This is a genomic window from Pseudomonas sp. UTLPPB19802 (genome assembly GCF_059730225.1).
This window is the reverse complement of record NZ_AP048545.1, coordinates 1387952-1408734: the sequence shown is the minus strand read 5'-3', so window position 1 is coordinate 1408734 and position 20783 is coordinate 1387952. Positions and strand designations below refer to the sequence as shown.

Annotated in this window: 17 protein-coding genes; 6 read left to right on the top strand and 11 right to left on the bottom strand. The window is 63.7% G+C overall.

Annotation, left to right across the window (positions count from 1 at the left end; all coding sequences use genetic code 11):
• Nucleotides 1–172 precede the first annotated feature (172 nt).
• The 9 genes from AC6I6U_RS06335 to bioB all read right to left on the bottom strand — a co-directional run bounded on the left by AC6I6U_RS06335 (nucleotide 173) and on the right by bioB (nucleotide 10818).
• On the bottom strand, nucleotides 173–1969 hold the full coding sequence (locus tag AC6I6U_RS06335; RefSeq protein WP_497881180.1) for an acyl-CoA dehydrogenase C-terminal domain-containing protein: 1797 nt from the start codon (nucleotides 1967–1969) through the stop codon (nucleotides 173–175).
• A gap of 90 nt (nucleotides 1970–2059) precedes the next feature.
• Nucleotides 2060–3355 (bottom strand): GGDEF domain-containing protein, encoded by a 1296-nt coding sequence (locus tag AC6I6U_RS06330; protein ID WP_497881179.1) that lies wholly within the window; start codon nucleotides 3353–3355, stop codon nucleotides 2060–2062.
• A 244-nt stretch (nucleotides 3356–3599) separates the two neighbouring features.
• Nucleotides 3600–5405: a phenylacyl-CoA dehydrogenase gene (locus tag AC6I6U_RS06325; RefSeq protein ID WP_497881178.1), complete on the bottom strand. Its 1806-nt coding sequence runs from the start codon at nucleotides 5403–5405 to the stop codon at nucleotides 3600–3602.
• A 365-nt stretch (nucleotides 5406–5770) separates the two neighbouring features.
• Nucleotides 5771–6064 carry a pyrroloquinoline quinone biosynthesis protein PqqE gene (locus tag AC6I6U_RS06320; RefSeq protein WP_497881177.1) on the bottom strand — a complete coding sequence of 98 codons (294 nt, stop codon included), beginning with the start codon at nucleotides 6062–6064 and terminating at the stop codon, nucleotides 5771–5773.
• A gap of 126 nt (nucleotides 6065–6190) precedes the next feature.
• Nucleotides 6191–6871, bottom strand: coding sequence for a dethiobiotin synthase (bioD, locus tag AC6I6U_RS06315; RefSeq protein WP_497881176.1), 681 nt, complete (start codon nucleotides 6869–6871; stop codon nucleotides 6191–6193).
• Complete coding sequence (gene bioC, locus AC6I6U_RS06310; protein ID WP_497881175.1) at nucleotides 6868–7680, bottom strand: malonyl-ACP O-methyltransferase BioC; 813 nt, start codon at nucleotides 7678–7680, stop codon at nucleotides 6868–6870. Before bioC ends, bioD begins: the two co-directional genes overlap by 4 nt.
• Nucleotides 7673–8404, bottom strand: a complete 732-nt coding sequence (locus AC6I6U_RS06305; protein WP_497881174.1) for an alpha/beta fold hydrolase — start codon at nucleotides 8402–8404, stop codon at nucleotides 7673–7675. Before AC6I6U_RS06305 ends, bioC begins: the two co-directional genes overlap by 8 nt.
• The gene (bioF, locus tag AC6I6U_RS06300; protein ID WP_497881173.1) at nucleotides 8397–9587 is read right to left on the bottom strand and encodes an 8-amino-7-oxononanoate synthase; all 1191 of its coding nucleotides are present in this window, start codon (nucleotides 9585–9587) and stop codon (nucleotides 8397–8399) included. The genes AC6I6U_RS06305 and bioF overlap by 8 nt, the downstream gene beginning before the upstream one ends.
• Before the next feature lie 175 nt (nucleotides 9588–9762).
• Nucleotides 9763–10818: a biotin synthase BioB gene (bioB, locus tag AC6I6U_RS06295; RefSeq protein WP_497881172.1), complete on the bottom strand. Its 1056-nt coding sequence runs from the start codon at nucleotides 10816–10818 to the stop codon at nucleotides 9763–9765.
• 88 nt (nucleotides 10819–10906) lie between these two features.
• On the opposite strand from bioB, the gene AC6I6U_RS06290 reads away from it, so the two are divergent.
• The 5 genes from AC6I6U_RS06290 to rarD all read left to right on the top strand — a co-directional run bounded on the left by AC6I6U_RS06290 (nucleotide 10907) and on the right by rarD (nucleotide 16833).
• Entirely contained in the window at nucleotides 10907–11647 is a 741-nt protein-coding gene (locus AC6I6U_RS06290) for a double zinc ribbon domain-containing protein (protein WP_497881171.1), read from the top strand.
• A 55-nt stretch (nucleotides 11648–11702) separates the two neighbouring features.
• Complete coding sequence (locus AC6I6U_RS06285) at nucleotides 11703–12467, top strand: TOBE domain-containing protein (protein WP_497881170.1); 765 nt, start codon at nucleotides 11703–11705, stop codon at nucleotides 12465–12467.
• A gap of 146 nt (nucleotides 12468–12613) precedes the next feature.
• Nucleotides 12614–14515 (top strand): PhoX family protein, encoded by a 1902-nt coding sequence (locus tag AC6I6U_RS06280; RefSeq protein WP_497881169.1) that lies wholly within the window; start codon nucleotides 12614–12616, stop codon nucleotides 14513–14515.
• Between the two features lie 255 nt (nucleotides 14516–14770).
• Complete coding sequence (locus AC6I6U_RS06275) at nucleotides 14771–15745, top strand: serine/threonine protein kinase (protein WP_497881168.1); 975 nt, start codon at nucleotides 14771–14773, stop codon at nucleotides 15743–15745.
• A gap of 200 nt (nucleotides 15746–15945) precedes the next feature.
• Complete coding sequence (rarD, locus tag AC6I6U_RS06270) at nucleotides 15946–16833, top strand: EamA family transporter RarD (protein WP_497881167.1); 888 nt, start codon at nucleotides 15946–15948, stop codon at nucleotides 16831–16833.
• 216 nt (nucleotides 16834–17049) lie between these two features.
• Here the strand turns inward: rarD and AC6I6U_RS06265 are convergent, their stop codons facing one another.
• Nucleotides 17050–17568, bottom strand: a complete 519-nt coding sequence (locus tag AC6I6U_RS06265) for a glycine cleavage system transcriptional repressor (protein ID WP_497881166.1) — start codon at nucleotides 17566–17568, stop codon at nucleotides 17050–17052.
• Between the two features lie 443 nt (nucleotides 17569–18011).
• On the opposite strand from AC6I6U_RS06265, the gene AC6I6U_RS06260 reads away from it, so the two are divergent.
• The gene (locus AC6I6U_RS06260) at nucleotides 18012–20189 is read left to right on the top strand and encodes a malate synthase G (protein ID WP_497881165.1); all 2178 of its coding nucleotides are present in this window, start codon (nucleotides 18012–18014) and stop codon (nucleotides 20187–20189) included.
• Between the two features lie 65 nt (nucleotides 20190–20254).
• On the opposite strand, the gene AC6I6U_RS06255 is transcribed toward AC6I6U_RS06260, so the two are convergent.
• Nucleotides 20255–20698, bottom strand: a complete 444-nt coding sequence (locus AC6I6U_RS06255) for a response regulator (RefSeq protein WP_497881164.1) — start codon at nucleotides 20696–20698, stop codon at nucleotides 20255–20257.
• Nucleotides 20699–20783: the final 85 nt, after the last annotated feature.

Below are 20783 nucleotides of genomic sequence, written 5' to 3'. Positions count from 1 at the left end.
GGCTTGAGTGTACCTTAACAACTTTTCAGACACATAGGGTCATCACGTGACGTTTTTGTTATCTTTAGTCACGCACCTGCAGACGGATCGTCCCGGTGGATGCCGAGGCCTCTTCGCGGCGGTACGGCGACCCGACTCGCCCGCGAAGAGGTCCATCACGGCAAATCATCAGCTACAGGGCAAACAACTCCGCCGGCAACCGCATCAGACTTTCGCTCCCCGCCTCCACCGCCGCCCGATGACTGGAGGTGCGCGGCAACAACCGCTTGAAGTAGAACTCGCAGGTTGCCAGCTTGCCCTGGCAATAATCCACATCGCCGCTGCCCTCCGCCAGTTGTGCCTGGGCCACCAGCGCCATGCGCAGCCACAGGTAGGCGAGGACGATGTAGCCGCTGTACATCAGGTAATCCACCGCCGCCGCCCCCACTTCATCCGGGTTCTGCATGGCCGCCTTGCCGACCAGCAGCGTCAGGTCGCCCCACTCGCGGTTCAACTGGTCGAGTTGCGCTACGTAGGCGCCAAGCTGCGCATGTCCGGAATGAGCCTCGCAGAACTTGTGCACGATCCGGGTAAAGCCGCGCAACAGCTTGCCCTGGCTGCCGAGTACCTTGCGCCCCAGCAGGTCCAGCGCCTGGATGCCGTTGGTACCCTCGTAGATCGGCGCAATCCGGCAATCACGTACCAGTTGTTCCATGCCCCACTCGCGAATGAAGCCGTGGCCACCAAATACCTGCATGCCGTGGTTGGTCACCTCCAGCCCGGTTTCGGTCATGAACGCCTTGCAGATCGGCGTCAGGAACGCCAGCAGGTCCTCGGCCTCCTGGCGCTGCTCGGGCTGCGCGGCGCGGTGGGCGATATCGAGCCACTGCGCGGTGAAGTAGGTCAGCGCGCGGTTGCCTTCGTTGAACGCCTTCATGGTCAGCAGCATGCGCCGCACATCCGGGTGGACGATGATCGGGTCCGCGGCCTTGTCCGGTGCCTTGGGCCCGGTCAGCGAGCGCATCTGCAAGCGGTCGCTGGCGTAGCGGACCGCGCCCTGGAAACTGGCCTCGCCCAGGCACAGGCCCTGCATTCCGGTCCCCAGGCGAGCATGGTTCATCATGGTGAACATGCAGTTGAGGCCCTTGTTCGCCTCGCCGATCAGGAAACCCTTGGCGGAGTCGAAATTCAGCACGCAGGTGGCCGAGGCCTTGATGCCCATCTTGTGTTCGATGGAGCCACAGTTCACGCCGTTGCGCTCGCCGGCGTCGCCCGCCGCATCGGGCAGGAACTTGGGCACGATGAACAGCGAGATGCCCTTGGTGCCGGCCGGCGCGTCCGGCAACTTGGCCAACACCAGATGAACGATGTTGCGGCTCATGTCGTGCTCGCCGGCGGAAATGAAGATCTTGCTCCCCGACACCGCGTAGCTGCCATCGGCCTGGGGCACGGCGCGGGTCTTGATCAGCCCCAGGTCGGTGCCGCAATGGGCTTCGGTCAGGCACATGGTGCCGGTCCATTCGCCGGCGGTCAGCTTGCCCAGGTAGGCCTGTTTCTGCTGTTCGGTGCCGTGGGCGTGGATCGCCGACATGGCGCCGTGGGTCAGACCGGGGTACATGCCCCAGGACGTGTTGCTGGAACCGATCATCTCGCTGATCACCAGCCCCAGCGACTGCGGCAGGCCCTGGCCGCCATAGGCCGGATCGGCCGCCAGGCCATGCCAGCCGGCTTCGACGTACTGGGCAAAGGCCTGCTTGAAACCCTTGGGCGTGGTCACCACGCCATTGTCGAAATGGCAGCCCTCTTCATCGCCGGAGCGGTTCAGCGGCGCCAGCACCTGTTCGCAGAATTTCGCGCCTTCGTCGAGGATCGCCCCGACCATGTCCGGGCTGGCATCACTGGCACCGAGGCGTTCGTAGTGGGCATGGAAGTCGAAAACATGGTCGAGCAGAAAGCGCATGTCGCGTAGCGGGGCTTTGTAGTCAGGCATGGTCGTTTCTCCGGCAGCAGATGATTCAACCTACTGTCGGCGCCCGCCCCTGGGCAATCACAGTCCAGCCGCTGAATGCTCCACCATCACTCAGCCCACGGCCTCGCCAGTGCGTACCGCGCCACGCTTGGCGGTCTGCCCGGCAGCCATCACGCAGTTACGCCCGGCGCCCTTGGCGGCATAGAGCGCCTGGTCGGCAGACTTGAGTACTTCCTCCGGCGTGCGCTGGTCCGCCTGGCGTTCGGCGACGCCGATACTGATCGTCACCGAGACGCTGGTCGCGCCGCTGCCCGCTCGGCGCTGGCGGCCTTGCTGGTCGTCCTGCGGGCGGCTCTCCGGGTTGCGCAGGTGAATGTTGTAGTTGGCGATGACCTCGCGAATCACCTCCAGGTGCGGCATGCACTCCTCCAGGCTCTTGCCGGCGAACACCACGGCGAACTCCTCGCCACCGTAGCGATAGGCCCGGCCGCCGCCGCTGACTTTCGCCAGCTTGCTCGCGACCAACCGCAAGACCTGGTCCCCTACGTCGTGGCCGTGGGTGTCGTTGAATTTCTTGAAATGGTCGACGTCAGTCATCGCCAGCACATAGTTGCGCCCCAGGCGCTGCATCCGCTCGTTGAGCGCACGACGACCGGGCAAGCCGGTCAGCTCGTCGCGGAACGCCATCTGATAGGCCTCGTGGGCCACCGCCGCAGCGATCATCAACATCACCTGGCTGCACATGATATTCAGGGTGAACGGCAGGATGAAGGTCATCGGCAGCATCCAGAACAACCCCAGCAAGCCGATCAACTGCGCTGCATGCAGCGGTCGCGGGTTACGCCAGTACTGCACCGTCAGCAGCACGAATGCGGCGAGGAACACCGGATAGGACAACTGGATCAGGTTCATCCAGGCGCCGTGCAACGCCGGCCAGCGAATTTCCGCCAACCAGTCGAGCAGGGCCTCCGGGTAACTCTGCTCCAGCCCCAGCGCCACGCTGCCTACCGCCAGCAGTACGGCGAATCGCGCGACCATGTCCTGGAACAGGTGGGTGCGCTCCTGCCAGGCAGCGAAGACGCCAAACAGCAACGGCAACAGCAGGCAGACAAGATGGAAAACCACTGCCGCGTCCTGCCGGACCTTGCCATGGTCGCGGTAGTAATCAGCCTGTGTAGAAAGCAGGAAATAGGCGATATACACCGTGATCATCAGGAACAGTTCGCGCTGGCGCCGATAGACCGCGCAATAGGAACCGCCCAGCAACAGCACCAGGGTCGGCAGAACGTTGAACAGAGAAGTGAAGAAGACGTTGAGGTCCCGGACGTAGGCTGCCGCGAGCCCCGCAAGCAACAACATGAGGGAGGGTAGAAAGTGGCTGGCATGTACAGCAGTAGAACGCGGCAAGGGTAAAGCTCCGACCGGCAGATTCAATAGATGGCATTGTGCCTTTATTTGTGCGAGTAAAGCACAAAGAATGTGACAGAGATCACGAATGCACTCTCTTTAACGGCAGGTATCGGCTTCTTCTTAGCGTTTCAGTCAGGAATTTTCACTTTTGACGCCAATAATTCGGCAATAGGAATCGCGCCCATGAAAAAGCCGCTTCCCCCGAAGGGAAAGCGGCTTTTCGAAGTCACTCCGGCCGGGCTCAGTAGCCCAGGCTGAAGTTCTCTTCTTTCATGTCCATCAGGTTGTTGGCACCCGACAGCATGGTCGCCACATGGGTACGGGTACGCGGCAGGATACGCTGGAAGTAGAAGCGCGCGGTCTGCAGCTTGGCGGTGTAGAACGCTTCGTCGGAGGTACCCTCGGCCAGCTTCTCGGCAGCCAGGCGCGCCATGTCGGCCCAGAAGTAGGCCAGGCAGGCGTAGCCGGAGTACATCAGGTAGTCCACCGAAGCGGCACCGACTTCCTCGCGGTCCTTCATGGCGGCCATGCCGACTTTCATGGTCAGTTCGCCCCACTCCTTGTTCAACGCGGCCAGTGGCGCAACGAACTCGCTGACGGCCTCGTTGCCTTCGTTGGCCTGGCAGAACTTGTGGACGATCTTGGTGAAGCCCTTCAGCGCTTCGCCCTGGGTCATCAGCACCTTGCGACCCAGCAGGTCGAGAGCCTGGATACCGGTGGTGCCTTCGTACAGCATCGAGATACGGCTGTCGCGAACGTTCTGCTCCATGCCCCACTCGGCGATGAAGCCGTGGCCACCATAGATCTGCACGCCGTGGTTGGCGGCCTCGAAGCCGACTTCGGTCATGAACGCCTTGGCGATCGGGGTCATGAACGCCAGCAGTGCGTCAGCCTTCTTCTTCTCCTCCTCGTCCTGGCCGTACTTGACGATGTCCACCTGCTTGGCGGTGAAGTACACCATCGCCCGGTTGCCCTCGGCGAAGGCCTTCATGGTCAGCAGCATGCGACGCACGTCAGGGTGAACGATGATCGGGTCGGCAGCCTTGTCCGGCGCTTTCGGGCCGGTCAGGGAACGCATCTGCAGACGCTCGCGAGCGTACTTCAGGCCACCCTGGAAACCGATCTCGGCGTGGGCCAGGCCTTGCAGCGCGGTACCCAGGCGAGCGGTGTTCATGAAGGTGAACATGCAGTTCAGGCCCTTGTTCGGCGGACCGATCAGGAAGCCGGTGGCGCCGTCGAAGTTCATCACGCAGGTGGCGTTGCCGTGGATGCCCATCTTGTGTTCGATGGAGCCGCAGGACACGGCGTTGCGCTGGCCAACCGAACCGCCGGCGTTAGGCAGGAACTTGGGCACGATGAACAGCGAGATGCCCTTGGTGCCGGCCGGTGCATCCGGCAGGCGTGCCAGAACGATATGGACGATGTTGTCGGCCATGTCGTGTTCACCGGCCGAAATGAAGATCTTGGTCCCGCTGACCTTGTAGGAACCGTCGGCCTGAGGCTCGGCCTTGGTACGCAGCATGCCGAGGTCGGTACCGCAGTGCGGTTCGGTCAGGCACATGGTGCCGGTCCATTCGCCGGAAACCAGCTTGGTCAGGTAGGCCTCCTGCTGTTCAGGGGTACCGTGCTCGGAAATGGTGTTCATCGCGCCATGGGACAGGCCCGGGTACATGCCCCACGACCAGTTGGCTTCGCCGACCATCTCACTGACCGCCAGGCCCAGCGACTCCGGCAGGCCCTGGCCGCCGTGCGCGACATCGTGGGCCAGGCTTGGCCAGCCACCCTCGACGAACTGCTTGTAGGCTTCCTTGAAGCCGCTCGGGGTCTTCACACCCGACTCGCTCCAGGTGCAGCCTTCGGTATCACCAACACGGTTCAGCGGAGCCAGTACCTGTTCACAGAACTTGGCGCCTTCTTCAAGGATGGCGTCGACCATGTCCGGAGTTGCCTCCTGGCAAGCCGGCAGGCTCTGATAGTGCGCTTCGTAGCCAAGCAGTTCGTCACGAACGAAGCGAATATCACGCAAGGGGGCCTTGTAGTCAGGCATAGCGATAAACCTCTGCTGATGAAACCTGGAATAAGCGACCGCGTCGATTTGCCACGCCGGTCAAACAGTTGTTTGAAACATACGTTTTGCGCCCCAGCCTTGTCAAGCATCGTTCATACGCCATTGGTCATGCGACGCACGACACGGGCAGGAAATAGCCTTCCGCCTGGACGCCAGTAACTGACGACAAGGAAAGAATAGTCGAGAGAGAAGGATGATCTATCGGACAGGCGCAATCAGCTACGAGGCTGCAGCTGCATCAGCCATCAGGGGAATCAAGGGGAATCAAGGGGAATGTACCGACACGCGAACCGGCGTGTGGCGAAACGGCAGGAGAGGCGGTTCTACCGGAACCGCCCGAGCGATCAGGCGTAGGTGTCGATCAGCGTACCGAGGGCCTGGTCCGCGGCCTTCTCGACCTTGGCGCCCAGTTCGACCTGGAGCTTGCCCTGGGACAAGTCGACCAGACTGTTCGACAAGTCCTGCTGGCTACGATCCACCGAAAGCAGGCGCTCGACCTGGGAGTCGGAAGACTGGCTCTTCAGCGAACGTTCGACAGTGGTGTTGGCGATCTGGCCGGCAGCCTGATCGACACGGTTCTGCCCGGACTGAATAGTGCTCAGACCGGCATAAAAAGCGGTACTTCCTGAGATTTCCATGGGCGAACTCGACTGTGAAAAACCATTACGGCTTGCATTGAAGCAGAAGACGGGCAAAAACGCCCGTCAAAAACACTAATGGCACAATGCCTAGCAATAGGCAAAAACTAGCGCCAACGCTTGCCATCAATCCAGCAGATCCATGTGCAAGTGCTCTGCCACGGCCTGTGCGGAGGCTGTCTTGAGCTTTGGCACGCGTCCCAGGCAAGGCGCCGGCAAGCGCTCGGCCAACGTCGCGAGGTTCTCTTCCAGACGAGAGGTCTTCGGATCGATGATGTTGGCGACCCAACCGGCCAGTTGCAGCCCGTCGCGGGCAATCGCCTCGGCGGTCAGCAAGGCGTGACTGATACACCCCAGGCGCACGCCCACCACCAAAATCACCGGCAACCCCAGGCCGCAGGCCAGATCCGACAGATTGGCCTGGTCCGCCAACGGCACTCGCCAGCCGCCCGCCCCTTCGATCAGGGTGAAGTCGGCCTGCAAGGCGAGAATTTCACGCATCGGCTCCAGCAGCGATTGCACTGTCAACGCGACACCGGCCTCACGCGCCGCCAGGTGCGGGGCAATGGCCGGCTCGAATGCCAGCGGGTTGACCTGCGCGTAGCTCAGCGGCAGCGAGCATTCGGCCAGCAGCGCCAGCGCATCCGCGTTGCGCAGGCCCTTGGGCGTCACTTCGCAACCGGAAGCCACCGGCTTGCCCGCCGCGGTGCTCAACCCGGCGCTGCGGGCGGCATGCAGCAGGCCGGCAGCGATGGTGGTCTTGCCGACATCGGTGTCGGTCCCGGAAATGAAATAGGCGGCACTCATAGCGGTTTCTCCAGCACGGCATAGACCACTTGGTAGGTCGCTGGTAGACCCTGCGCCTGGCGAAATTGTTCATAGGCGTCGATCAGGCCGAGCAGCCGTGCCCGTCCGGTCAAGCCGCCTGGCCGGCCGGGGTTGAGGTTATGCGCGCCCAGGGCCTTGAGTTCGTGGGTCAGGCTGCGCACGTCCGGGTAGAACAGCACCTGTGGCCGGCTTTCCAGGCTCAGCACGCGCAGGCCGCTGGCCGCGCACAGCCGCTGGTAATCGGCAAACTCGCGGAAGCGATTGACGTGCACCATGCCGTCCACCGCCCGCCAGCTTTCGCGCAGCTCATGCAGGGTGCCGACACACAGGCTGGCGAACGCCATCACGCCACCGGGTCGCAGTACCCGCCGCGCCTCGCCGAGTACGCAAGCGAAATCGGCGCACCACTGCACGGCCAGGCTGGAAAATACCAGGTCGCAACACTGCTCCTGCAACGGCAGGCGCTCGGCATCGCCGGCAATGAAGTGACGCGCGCCACCGAGGGGCCGGGCGTGTTCGAGCATGCCCTGGGCGATATCCAGGGCAATACCCTGTTCTTCACCGAAGCGGGTGCCCAGGGCCCGACTGAAATAGCCGGTGCCACAACCGACATCGAGCCAGCGCGAAGGCTTGCTGCCAGCGGGTAGGCGCCGCAGCAGCTCGTCGCCGACATCCCGCTGCAATTGCGCAACGCTGTCATAACTGGCGGCGGCCCGGGAAAACGACGCCGCGACCTGGCGCTTGTCGGGCAGGCTGCCCGGCAACGGCGGATGGGAAAGATCAGTCATCACCAGACTCGTGCAAAAAGGCCTGGATAGCCCCGGCCAATCCATGGGGGTCCTCCAGAAGAAACGCATGGCCGGCCTGTTCGATCAGGCCGACTTCGACATCCGGCAACAATGCCAGCAGTTCGCCCGCCGCCTCGGCCGGCACCAGGCCGTCGAGCCCGGCGAACAAGTGCAACTGCGGCCCACGATAGGTTTGCAGCGCCTCGCGGGTATCCAGTTGCGCCAACACTTCGAGCCCGCTGAGCAATACCTCCGGGCTGCCGTGAGGGGCGCCGCCCAGCAGAACGCGCGACTGCCCGCGCGGGTCCGCCGAGCCTTGGGCACACAGCAGGCTGAAGCGCTTGAGGGTCGCCTGGGGCTGTTCGCGGCAGCCGCCGAGGAACTGCTCGAAGGTCTCGCGGGCCATGGCGCTGGGCCAGCCATGACCGGCCACGAAACGCGGGTTGCTCGCCAGCGTCAGCAGGCCGCAACAGCGATCACCACGGCGGGCCGCCAGCTCTGAAGCCAGCATGCCGCCGAGCGACCAGCCACCCAGCCAGGTGTTGTCGGGCAGGCTGGCATCCAGTTCTGCGATCCACTCCGCCAACTCGCCGGTAGCGAGGTCCGGCAACGGCTCGATCTCCACCCGCAGGTGTTCGTCCAGTCCGCGCAAGGCCGCCGCCAAGGGTTCCAGCGGCGAAATGCCGAGGCCCCAACCAGGTAACAGAATCAGACGGTCACGCATGAGGTGGCTCCAACGGTTCATGGGGCCCCAGCAACCTGGAACACTCGGCCAACGCTTCTAACAATAGCCGCACCTGCGCCTCGCTGTGGGCCGCGGTCAGCGTGACCCGCAACCGCGCACTGCCGGCCGGGACGGTCGGTGGTCGAATTGCCGTGACCATCAACCCACGCTCGCGCAGCAGTTGCGAGAAGCGCAGCGCCCGCCCGGCATCGCCGATCAGGATCGGCTGGATCGGCGTGAAGCTGTCCATCAACTCCAGGCCGATCTGCCCGGCACCCACGCGGAACTGGCGGATCAGTGCGTTCAGGTGTTCCCGGCGCCAATGCTCGGTGCGCAGCAGCTCCAGGCTTTTCAGCGTGGCGCAGGCCAATGCCGGCGGCTGGCTGGTGGTGTAGATGTAGGGCCGGGCGAACTGCACCAGGCTTTCGATCAGTTCTTCGCTACCGGCAACGAACGCGCCCGCCGTACCGAAGGCCTTGCCCAGGGTGCCGACCAGCACCGGCACGTCTTCCTGGCTCAGGCCGAAATGCTCGACAATACCGCCGCCATGGGCACCGAGCGGGCCGAAACCGTGGGCATCGTCGACCATCAGCCAGGCTCCGCGGGCACGGGCTTCACGGGCCAGGGCCGGCAAGTCGGCGATATCGCCATCCATGCTGAACACCCCGTCAGTGACCACCAGCGTGTTGCCGGTGGCCTTCTCCAGGCGCTTGGCGAGACTGGCCGAGTCGTTGTGCAGATAACGGTTGAAGCGCGCGCCCGACAGCAGCCCCGCATCCAGCAACGAGGCATGGTTGAGGCGGTCTTCCAGCACCGTGTCACCCTGCCCGACCAGCGCCGTGACCGCGCCGAGGTTGGCCATGTAGCCGGTGCTGAACAACAGTACCCGAGGCCGTCCGGTGAGGTCGGCCAAAGCCTCCTCCAGCTCGTGGTGCGGACCGCTGTGGCCAATCACCAGGTGTGACGCGCCACCGCCCACGCCCCAGCGCGCGGCGCCGGCCTGCCAGGCTTCGATGACCTGTGGATGGTTGGCCAGGCCCAGGTAGTCATTGTTACAGAAAGCCAGCAGCGGCTGGCCATCGACCACCACTTCCGGGCCCTGGGGGCTTTCGAGCAATGGCCTGTGGCGGTAGAGGTTTTCGGCACGGCGGGCAGCCAGGCGTGCGGACAAATCGAAGGACATGGGCGCCTCGCAGGGTGCAATCTGAAGAACACCACCGCCCCCTTCTGTAGGAGCCGGGCTTGCCCGCGAAGGCGTCCTCAAGATCGCTAAAAGCTTCGCGGGCAAGCCCGGCTCCTACAGGGGAGGCGGTGGTGCCAGGGAGCTGGCGGTATTTCTGTTGGAATAGCGGTACTCGTCAGACCGCCGCGTTATAGAACTGCTCGCTGCTCTTCTGCTCCACCAGCGCCTGCTCGATCGCCGCCTGATGCACTTCGTCGGCATGCTCCTCGCGGGCTTCCGGCTGGATACCGAGGCGGGCGAACAACTGCATGTCCTTGTCGGCCTGCGGGTTGGCGGTGGTCAGCAACTTGTCGCCGTAGAAGATCGAGTTGGCGCCGGCGAAGAACGCCAGGGCCTGCATCTGCTCGTTCATCGCCTCGCGGCCCGCCGACAGGCGCACGTGGGACTTGGGCATGAGAATCCGCGCCACCGCCAGCATGCGGATGAAGTCAAACGGATCGACATCCTCGGCGTTCTCCAGCGGCGTACCGGCAACCTTCACCAGCATGTTGATCGGCACCGACTCCGGATGCTCCGGCAGGTTGGCCAGCTGGATCAGCAGACCGGCACGGTCATCGAGGGATTCGCCCATGCCGAGGATGCCGCCGGAGCAGATCTTCATCCCGGCATCGCGCACGTAGGCCAGGGTCTGCAGGCGCTCGCTGTAGGTACGAGTGGTGATGATGCTGCCGTAGAACTCCGGCGAGGTATCGAGGTTGTGGTTGTAGTAGTCCAGGCCGGCGTCGGCCAGGGCGGCGGTCTGCTCCTGGTCGAGGCGCCCCAGGGTCATGCAGGTTTCCAGGCCCATGGCCTTCACACCCTTGACCATCTGCAGCACGTACGGCATGTCCTTGGCAGACGGGTGCTTCCACGCCGCGCCCATGCAGAACCGGGTCGAACCGATGGCCTTGGCCCGGGCCGCCTCTTCCAGCACCTTCTGCACTTCCAGCAGCTTTTCCTTTTCCAGCCCGGTGTTGTAGTGCCCGGACTGCGGGCAGTACTTGCAGTCTTCCGGACAGGCTCCGGTCTTGATCGACAGCAGGGTCGACACTTGCACGCGGTTGGCGTCGAAATGCGCGCGGTGCACGGTCTGTGCCTGGAACAGCAGGTCGTTGAACGGCTGTTCGAACAGTGCCTTGACCTCGGCCAGGGACCAATCGTGACGCAAAGTGGCGGTGATGCTGGCACTCATCGCTGGAGTTCCTTGTTTTATGCTGGGCAAGCGGTCGGGCCGACAGCCACGACCACGACACGGATGCCGGCATCTTTAAGGAAGCGACATGGACTGTCAACCACATAACAAGCAGCAGGTTTACATCTGGCTAAAAAACAGACAACCCTGTCTGCTCTGCGACGAACCCAGCGACAACCCCCACCCACTCTGTTCCCCCTGCGAGAGCGAGTTGCCCTGGCTATTGGAATACTGCCAGACCTGCGCCCTGCCCTTGCCGATGGCCGGCCTGACCTGCGGCCAATGCCTGAAGCAGCCGCCCAACTTCGAGCAGGTCATCGCACCCTGGACCTACCACTTCCCGGTCGACAGCCTGATCACTCGCTTCAAGCACCAGAGCCAGTGGCCACTGGGGCGCTTGCTGGCCGAGCTGCTGGCCCTGGCCCTGCGTGAGCGTTTCGACCACGGCCTGCCCCGCCCGGACCTGCTGCTGCCGGTGCCCATGGCCGTGAAGCGCCAGCGCCAACGCGGCTACAACCAGGCCGCGATGCTGATGAATTGGCTAGGCAAAAGCCTGGAGATCCCGACAGATGAACACCGCTTGCTGCGTATCCAGGACACCGTCGCCCAACAGGAACTGGACGCCAAGTCCCGCAGGCGCAACCTGCTGCACGCCTTCGCCCTGGCCCCCGGCGTCGCAGTCGATGGCTTGCATCTGGCCCTGGTCGACGATGTGCTGACCACCGGAGCCACCGCCGAAAGCCTGGCACGCCTGCTGCTCAAGGCCGGCGCCCGGCGCGTCGATGTCTATTGCCTGGCGCGCACGCCCAAGCCCGGCGACCCGGCTTGACGCCCGCCGCGCCAGCGGGCACTTTCAAACACACTGCCACCATCCGAAGCCGCCCATGTCCCTGCCCGTCCTGCTGACCCAATACATCGCCCGCCGTCCGCAGCGTATTGCCCTGCTGCAACATATCGCCGAACAGGGCTCGATCACCCGCGCAGCGAAAAGTGCGGGCCTGAGCTACAAGGCCGCCTGGGATGCCATCGACGAATTGAACAACCTCGCGCAAAAACCGCTGGTGGAACGCAGCGTGGGTGGCAAGGGCGGGGGCGGGGCAAGGCTGTCGATCGAGGGCGAGCGGGTATTGCGCCTGTATCAGCGCCTGCAGGTGATCCAGGCGCAGGTACTGGAAGCCGCGGAGGACGCCAGCGACCTCGACCTGCTCGGCCGCCTGATGCTGCGCACCAGCGCCCGCAACCAGTTGCACGGCACCGTGGTCGGCATCGACAGCCACGGCCGCAATGACCTGGTCCGCCTGGAACTGGCCGCCGGCCTGACGCTGCAGGCACAGATCACCCACGACAGCACCCTGCGGCTGGAACTGGAAGTCGGCACCCAGGTCGTGGCGCTGATCAAGGCCGGCTGGCTGGAGCTGCTCGCCCCCGAGGCTGTTGCAACACCTGGACACAATTGTCTGGACGGTGTCGTCGAGGAAATTCTGGAGGACGAGAACGGCCCTTTCGAGATCAGAATTGCCCTGCCGAATGGGCAGACGCTTTGCGCCCTCAGCGCTGCGGAAAAAGTTGAGGCCCTTGGCCTGGCAAGCGGTAGCGCGGTGCGGGCGCAGTTTGCGCCGTCCTTTGTATTGCTCGGTACGCCACTTTGACGCTTTCGCGGGCAAGCCGCGCTCCTACAGGGGCAGGGGTCGTCCTGTAGCCGGTGGTGTGCAGGAGAAACATTCCGACTTTTTCCTGCAACAAATCCGTCATCCGCGCTGATTAAGGTGACTGCCTAACCGCAGGGAGCCTGATGATGAGCCTATTAGAAGAAAACCAATCCACCGACCTCGAACAGATGGTCGGCCTCAGCCGCCGTGGCTTCATCAGTGCCGGCGCCCTGTGCGGCGCAGCGCTGTTCCTCGGCGGCAACCTGTTGACCCGCAGCGTGATGGCTGCCAGCGCTGGCACCCCTGCGGGCAAGCTGCTGGGCTTCGACAGCATCGCCGCCGCCACCAGCGACAGCCTGAGCCTGCCACCGGGCTACACCAGTTCGGTGCTGATCAGCTGGGGCCAGCCGCTGGAGAAGAACGGTCCGGCCTTCGACCCGAGCGGCAATGGCACGGCCCAGGCCCAGGAAGTCCAGTTCGGCGACAACAACGACGGCATGAGCCTGTTCCCCTTCCCCGGCGACGACAATCGCGCGCTGATGGCGATCAACAACGAATACACCAACTACCGCTACCTCTACGCCCACGGCGGCCAGCCGCAGTCGCTTGAAGACGTGCACAAGGCCCAGGCCAGCGAAGGCGTCTCGGTGATCGAGATCCAGCGCAAGGACGACCAGTGGCACTTCGTCCAGGGTTCGCCCTACAACCGGCGCATCCACGGCAACACGCCGATCCGCATCGGCGGCCCGGCAGCCGGCCATCCCTGGCTGCAGACCCGCGCCGACAAGCAGGGCCGCAAGGTGCTCGGCACCTTCCAGAACTGCGCCAACGGCAAGACGCCCTGGGGCACCTACCTGACCTGTGAAGAGAACTTCACCGACTGTTTCGGCAGCAGCAATGCCGAACAGAAGTTCGACGCCGCGCAGAAACGCTACGGCGTGGTCGCTGCCAGCAAGGAAATCGGCTGGCACAACCACGATCCACGTTTCGACATGGCACTGAACCCCAACGAACTGAACCGCCATGGCTGGGTGGTGGAAATCGACCCGTTCGACCCGCAGTCCACCCCAGTCAAACGCACCGCCCTCGGCCGCTTCAAGCACGAGAACGCCGCCCTGGCCGAAACCCGCGACGGCCGCGCCGTGGTCTACATGGGCGACGACGAGCGTGGCGAGTTCATCTACAAGTTCATCAGCCGCGACAAGATCAACCACAAGAACCCCAAGGCCAACCGCGACCTGCTCGATCACGGCACCTTGTACGTGGCGCGCTTCGACAACGGTGACGGCAACCCGGATCGGCCCAAGGGCACGGGCGAGTGGGTCGAACTGAGTTTCGGCAAGCATGGCATCAATGCCGACAGTGGCTTTGCCAGCCAGGCCGAAGTGCTGATCCATGCCCGCCTGGCGGCCAGCGTGGTCAAGGCCACGCGCATGGACCGCCCGGAGTGGATCGTCGTCAGCCCCATCGACGGCCAGGTCTACTGCACCCTGACCAACAACGCCAAGCGCGGCGAGGACGGCCAGCCGGTGGGCGGGCCGAACCCTCGGGAGAAGAACGTCTACGGCCAGATCCTGCGCTGGCACGCCGCCAGCAACGACCATGGCGCCCAGACCTTCGAGTGGGACCTGTTCGTGGTCGCCGGCAACCCCGGCGTGCATGCCGGAACGCCCAAGGGTGGCTCGTCGAACATCACCCCACAGAACATGTTCAACAGCCCGGACGGGCTCGGCTTCGACAAGGCCGGGCGGCTGTGGATCCTCACCGATGGCGACTACAGCAATGCCGGCGACTTCGCCGGCATGGGCAACAACCAGATGCTCTGCGCCGATCCGGCGAGCGGCGAGATCCGTCGCTTCATGGTTGGGCCTGTGGCATGCGAGGTCACCGGGATCAGCTTCTCGCCAGACCAGAAGACCCTGTTCGTGGGGATCCAGCATCCGGGCGAAACCGGCGGATCGACCTTCCCCGAGCACCTGCCGAACGGCAAGCCGCGCTCTTCGGTAATGGCGATCCGGCGCGAGGACGGCGGGATCATCGGCGCCTGACACTCCAGTGGTGAGCGAGGTTGCGCTTGTGTGCATGGGCCGTTGTGGCGAGCAGGCTTGCCTGCGTTCGGCTGCAGAGCAGCCGCCAGTCCGGTGCCCCCGTTGTGCCTAACACGCCGCGCCTGCAGGTTTCAGGGGCGCTTCGCGCCCCGGCGCGGGCAAGCCCGCTCGCCACATGAGTCGATCACCTTTGCGGCTCATCGTGCGCTAAGATGCCTGGCCGGACGCGGCAACCTGCCGCGCGCAGGAGCCATCATGTCCCACCCGTTTGAAACCCTCACCCCCGACCTGGTCCTCGACGCCGTGGAAAGCCTGGGCTTTCTCAGCGATGCCCGGGTCCTGGCGCTCAACAGCTACGAAAACCGCGTCTATCAGGTCGGCATCGAAGACAGCGAACCGCTGATCGCCAAGTTCTACCGACCGCAGCGCTGGAGCAACGAGGCCATCCTCGAAGAACACCGCTACACCTTCGAACTGGCGGACTGTGAAGTGCCGGTGGTCGCACCGCTGCAGCACAACGGCGAAAGCCTGTTCGAACACCAGGGCTTTCGCTTCGCCCTGTTCCCCCGGCGTGGCGGACGTGCGCCGGAGCCGGGCAATCTCGACCAGCTCTATCGTCTCGGCCAACTGCTCGGCCGCCTGCACGCCGTCGGCGCGACCCGGCCATTCGAACATCGCGAAGCCCTCGGCGTGAAGAACTTCGGCCATGATTCCCTCGCCACCCTGCTCGACGGCAACTTCATCCCCCGCAGCCTGCTGCCGGCCTACGAATCGGTGGCTCGCGACCTGCTCAAGCGGGTCGAACAGGTCTACAGCGACACCCCGCACCAGAACATCCGCATGCACGGCGACTGCCATCCCGGCAACATGATGTGCCGCGACGAGGTGTTCCACATCGTCGACCTCGACGACTGCCGCATGGGCCCGGCCGTCCAGGACCTGTGGATGATGCTCGCCGGCGATCGCCAGGAATGCCTCGGACAACTCTCGGAGCTGGTCGAGGGCTACAGCGAGTTCCACGATTTCGACCCCCGCGAACTGGCGCTGATCGAGCCACTGCGCGCCCTGCGCCTGATGCACTACAGCGCCTGGCTGGCCCGGCGCTGGGACGACCCGGCGTTCCCCCGCAGCTTCCCGTGGTTTGGCAGCGAGCGCTACTGGGGCGACCAGATCCTCGCCTTGCGCGAACAGCTTGCGGCCTTGAATGAAGAACCGCTGAAGCTGTTCTGATCGACCACACGGACGCAGCCAGCCGAGATCCCTGTAGGAGCGGGCTTGCCCGCGAAGGCGTTGGATCAGTCAGCATCGTTGCTGAATGCCACAACGCTTTCGCGAGCCAACTCGCCCCCAGGGATATGCGCCACCCACTCCAAACCCGACAAATCTCCTTACAATCGCTTTTCTGTCAGCAGCCCAAGCAAGGATTCTGCATGCACGCCGCCAACCCGCGCCGCGGGTACATACTCGGCCTTACCGCCTACATCATCTGGGGTCTGTTCCCGATCTACTTCAAGCTCATCGCCGCCGTACCGGCCGTGGAAATCATCATCCACCGCGCACTCTGGTCAGCCCTGTTCGGCAGCCTGCTGCTGATAGCCTGGAAACATCCCGGCTGGTGGCGCGAGTTGCGCGAGAACCCGCGCCGCCTGGCGATCCTGGCCCTGAGTGGCACGCTGATCGCGGCCAACTGGCTGACCTACGTGTGGTCGGTGAACAACGGGCGCATGCTCGAAGCCAGCCTCGGCTACTACATCAATCCACTGGTCAACGTGCTGCTGGGCATGTTTTTACTGGGCGAGCGCCTGCGCCGCCTGCAATGGGTCGCGGTCGGCCTGGCGGCCATCGGCGTGGCCCAGCAGGTCTGGCTGGTCGGCAGCCTGCCGTGGGTGTCGCTGGTGCTGGCGCTGACCTTCGGTTTCTACGGGCTGATCCGCAAGCAGGCGCCGGTCCAGGCGCTGCCCGGCCTGGTGGTGGAAACCTGGATGCTGGTGCCACTGGCTCTCGGCTGGCTGCTGTTGCACCCGGAGGCGAGCACCGCCCACCTGGAATTCTGGAGCAGCTCCCAGGCCTGGTGGCTGGCGGCCGCCGGCCCGGTAACGCTGGTCCCGCTGGTCAGCTTCAACGCTGCCGCCCGCCACCTGCCCTACACCACCCTCGGTTTCCTGCAATACCTGGCGCCCACCCTGGTCCTGCTGGAAGCGGTGCTGTTGTTCGACGAACACCTCTCATCGAGCACTCTGACCGCCTTCATGTTCATCTGGGCTGGCCTGGCGGTCTACAGTGTGGATATCTGGCTCAGCCTGCGCAAACGCGGCTGATCAGAAAACGTACAAAAGCCTGCACGCCACATATGACAAGGGCTGCAGGCTTCCATCCCAAGGTTATCCACAAGCCGGTCCACGCCGTTTGTGCACAAGACCTTGAAACTGCTCGTTTTTTGCTCAGATCTCGGCAAGCCCCGGTTCATAAGGCCGGGCGCCGTGTCTCCCCAGCTTATCCACAGGCCCGTCCCCGGTTAACTTGGATAAGCCAGCTCAGCCCTCGCTGCGCAACACCAGCTCCACCATCAGGTCGTCCGCCAGGGTTTCCAGGCTGGCCTGCAAGGTATCCAGGGACAGGGTCAACGGCACTGCCAGGATCGCCTCGGCATGGAACAACGGTTCGCTGCTCATCGGCGCCGGGCGCACGTCGGTCACCAACCGCTCCAGATTGACGCCTTGCTCGCTCAGCAGGCGAGTGATGTCGCGGACGATCCCCGGACGGTCGTTGCCCACCAGTTCCATGGCGATGGGTTTCCAGGTACAGGCCTGCTCGATGCCGGTTTCGGCGATCAGCACGCGAATACCCTGGCTGGAAAGCGCTTGCAGGGCATCGATCAGTTCATCATGGGCTTCGGCCGGTACGCCGATACGCAGAATCCCGGCAAACTGTCCGGCCAGGCGCGACATCCGGCTTTCCAGCCAGTTGCCACCATGGGCGGCAATGCAGTGGGCAATCCGCTCGACCTGGCCGGCCTTGTCCGGGGCGAATACAGTCAGTACGAGATGGTCCACGGGGTAACCCTCTGGCGATTCATCGATCCAGTATAGGCAATGCCCGAGCGACAGCATGATCCTCCACGCCCGACGACATTCGCCACGGTGGCAGAATAGCGCGCGACAAATTGTGTACCATTTTCAGATTTATATGGAACAACCCATGCTTTTCTTGAGAACATTGATGTCTGCTGCGTGACCAGACGGAACCGATTGGTCGCAGAACGACGTATTTAGTCTAATTTTCACAACCGCAATGCATCATGTAGTATGCCCGATCGCGCACTACATAATCCTCGATGGGTTCGCCGGAGTGCCTGCGAAATCACGGAAAACCCCGCCGGCGCGGCTTGGCGGGGCCAGCCCAGCCGTCCGCGAGGGCATGTTCTGGTACTGTGTTTAGAGAAGCACGCAAGGCTTTAAATAAAAGAGCTGAATAGCTGAGCAGAGTGAGGCAAGCAATGACTGAACACGTTCAAGTCGGTGGCCTTCGGGTCGCCAGAGTCCTGTTCGACTTCGTGAACAACGAAGCCATTCCCGGCACCGGTCTGACCGCCGACCAGTTCTGGGCCGGTGCCGACAAGGTCATTCACGACCTGGCACCGAAGAACAAAGCCCTACTCGCCAAACGCGATGATTTCCAGGCCCGTATCGACGCCTGGCACCAGTCGAGAGCCGGCCAGGCTCACGATGCCGTGGCTTACAAAGCCTTCCTGCAAGACATTGGCTACCTGCTGCCAGAAGCGGCGGATTTCCAGGCCACTACCCAGAATGTCGACGACGAGATCGCCCGTACCGCGGGTCCGCAACTGGTCGTCCCGGTGATGAACGCCCGTTTCGCCCTCAATGCCTCGAACGCCCGCTGGGGTTCGCTGTATGACGCCCTGTACGGCACCGATGCCATCAGCGAAGCCGACGGCGCGGAAAAGGGCAAGGGCTACAACAAGGTCCGTGGCGACAAGGTCATCGCCTTCGCCCGTGCCTTCCTCGACGAAGCCGCGCCCCTGGCCGCCGGCTCCCATGTCGACTCCACCGGCTACAGCATCGTCGCCGGCAAGCTGGTGGTCGCCCTCAAGGGCGGCAGCAACAGCGGCCTGCGCAACGATGCCCAACTGATCGGTTTCCAGGGCGATGCCGCCAAACCGACCGCAATCCTGCTGAAGAACAACGGCCTGCATTTCGAGATCCAGATCGATGCCAGCAGCCCCATCGGCCAGACCGATGCCGCCGGCGTGAAGGATGTGCTGATGGAAGCCGCCCTGACCACCATCATGGACTGCGAAGACTCGGTCGCCGCCGTCGACGCCGATGACAAGGTGGTGATCTACCGCAACTGGCTCGGCCTGATGAAGGGCGACCTGGCGGAAGAGGTCGCCAAGGGCGGCACCACCTTCACTCGCACCATGAACGCCGATCGTCGCTACACCGGCCTGGATGGCAACGAACTGAGCCTGCACGGCCGCTCGCTGCTGTTCGTGCGCAACGTCGGCCACCTGATGACCATCGATGCGATCCTCGACAGCCACGGCAACGAAGTGCCCGAGGGTATTCTCGACGGCCTGGTCACCAGCCTCGCGGCGATCCACAACATCAATGGCAACACGGTACGCCGCAACAGCCGCACCGGTTCGATCTACATCGTCAAGCCGAAGATGCACGGCCCCGAGGAAGTGGCGTTCACCAACGAGCTGTTCGGCCGCATCGAAGACGTACTGAATCTGCCACGCAACACCCTCAAGGTCGGCATCATGGACGAGGAGCGCCGCACCACGGTCAACCTCAAGGCCTGCATCAAGGCCGCCAGCGAGCGCGTGGTGTTCATCAACACCGGCTTCCTCGACCGCACCGGCGACGAAATCCACACGTCCATGGAAGCCGGCGCGGTGGTGCGCAAGGCGGCCATGAAGGCCGAGAAGTGGATCGGCGCCTACGAGAACTGGAACGTCGACATCGGCCTGAGCACCGGCCTGCAAGGTCGGGCCCAGATCGGCAAGGGCATGTGGGCGATGCCCGACCTGATGGCGGCGATGCTTGAGCAGAAAATCGCTCACCCACTGGCCGGCGCCAACACCGCCTGGGTCCCGTCGCCGACCGCAGCCGCGCTGCACGCGCTGCACTACCACAAGGTCGACGTGTTCGCCCGCCAGGCCGAACTGGCCAAGCGCGCCCGGGCTTCGGTGGACGACATCCTGAGCATCCCGCTGGCCAGCAACACCGACTGGTCGGCCGAAGATATCCGCAACGAGCTGGACAACAACGCCCAGGGCATCCTCGGCTACGTGGTGCGCTGGATCGACCAGGGCGTCGGTTGCTCGAAAGTGCCGGACATCAATGACATCGGCCTGATGGAGGACCGCGCGACCCTGCGCATTTCCAGCCAGCACATCGCCAACTGGCTGCGTCACGGTATCGTCAGCCAGGCCCAGGTGCTGGAGAGCCTCAAGCGCATGGCGCCGGTGGTCGATCGGCAGAACGCCGGCGACGCGCTGTACCGTCCACTGGCACCTGACTTCGACAGCAACATCGCCTTCCAGGCGGCGCTTGAGCTGGTGATCGAAGGTACCAAGCAGCCGAACGGCTACACCGAGCCGGTGCTGCATCGTCGCCGTCGTGAATTCAAGGCCCGCAACGGCCTGTAGTCACTCGCGCAATAAAAAGGCCCTGACCGGCGACGGTCAGGGCCTTTTTTATGCAAGCGGCTCGATCAGGCAATCATGCCCAGTTCACGCCGGGCCAGTTTCAGCAACTGCTCGGCATTGATCGGCTTGAGCAGGAAGTCCACCACGCTCAAGTGCATGGCATCGATGGCATCACGCACCTGGGCATTGCCGGAAACGATAATGATCGGCAGCGCCGCCCGCTCGGAACCGCGCACCTTGCGGATCAGGTCAAGGCCATCGTCGGCCATGCGCAGGTCGGTGATCATCAGGCCGATGGAGCGATTGGCCTCCAGCAACTCGAACGCCGCACTGCCGCTAGCCGCGGTGAGGCAATTGATCCCATTGATGGCAAAAATCTCCGACAACAGCTCGCGGGCGTCCTGGTCGTCATCGACGATCAGCACACGCTGCGGTGGCAACTGGGGAGCATGCATCACCTGAAGTAATGCCTCGCGCTCGGCATCGCTCAAAATATCGTGGTCGGTCATACGGTTCTCAGGCTTCCCTTGGCCATCCAATCCCCTGGCAATGTGGTCAGACATCGCGAAGCGGATGCTCAATGTGCACTTCGTC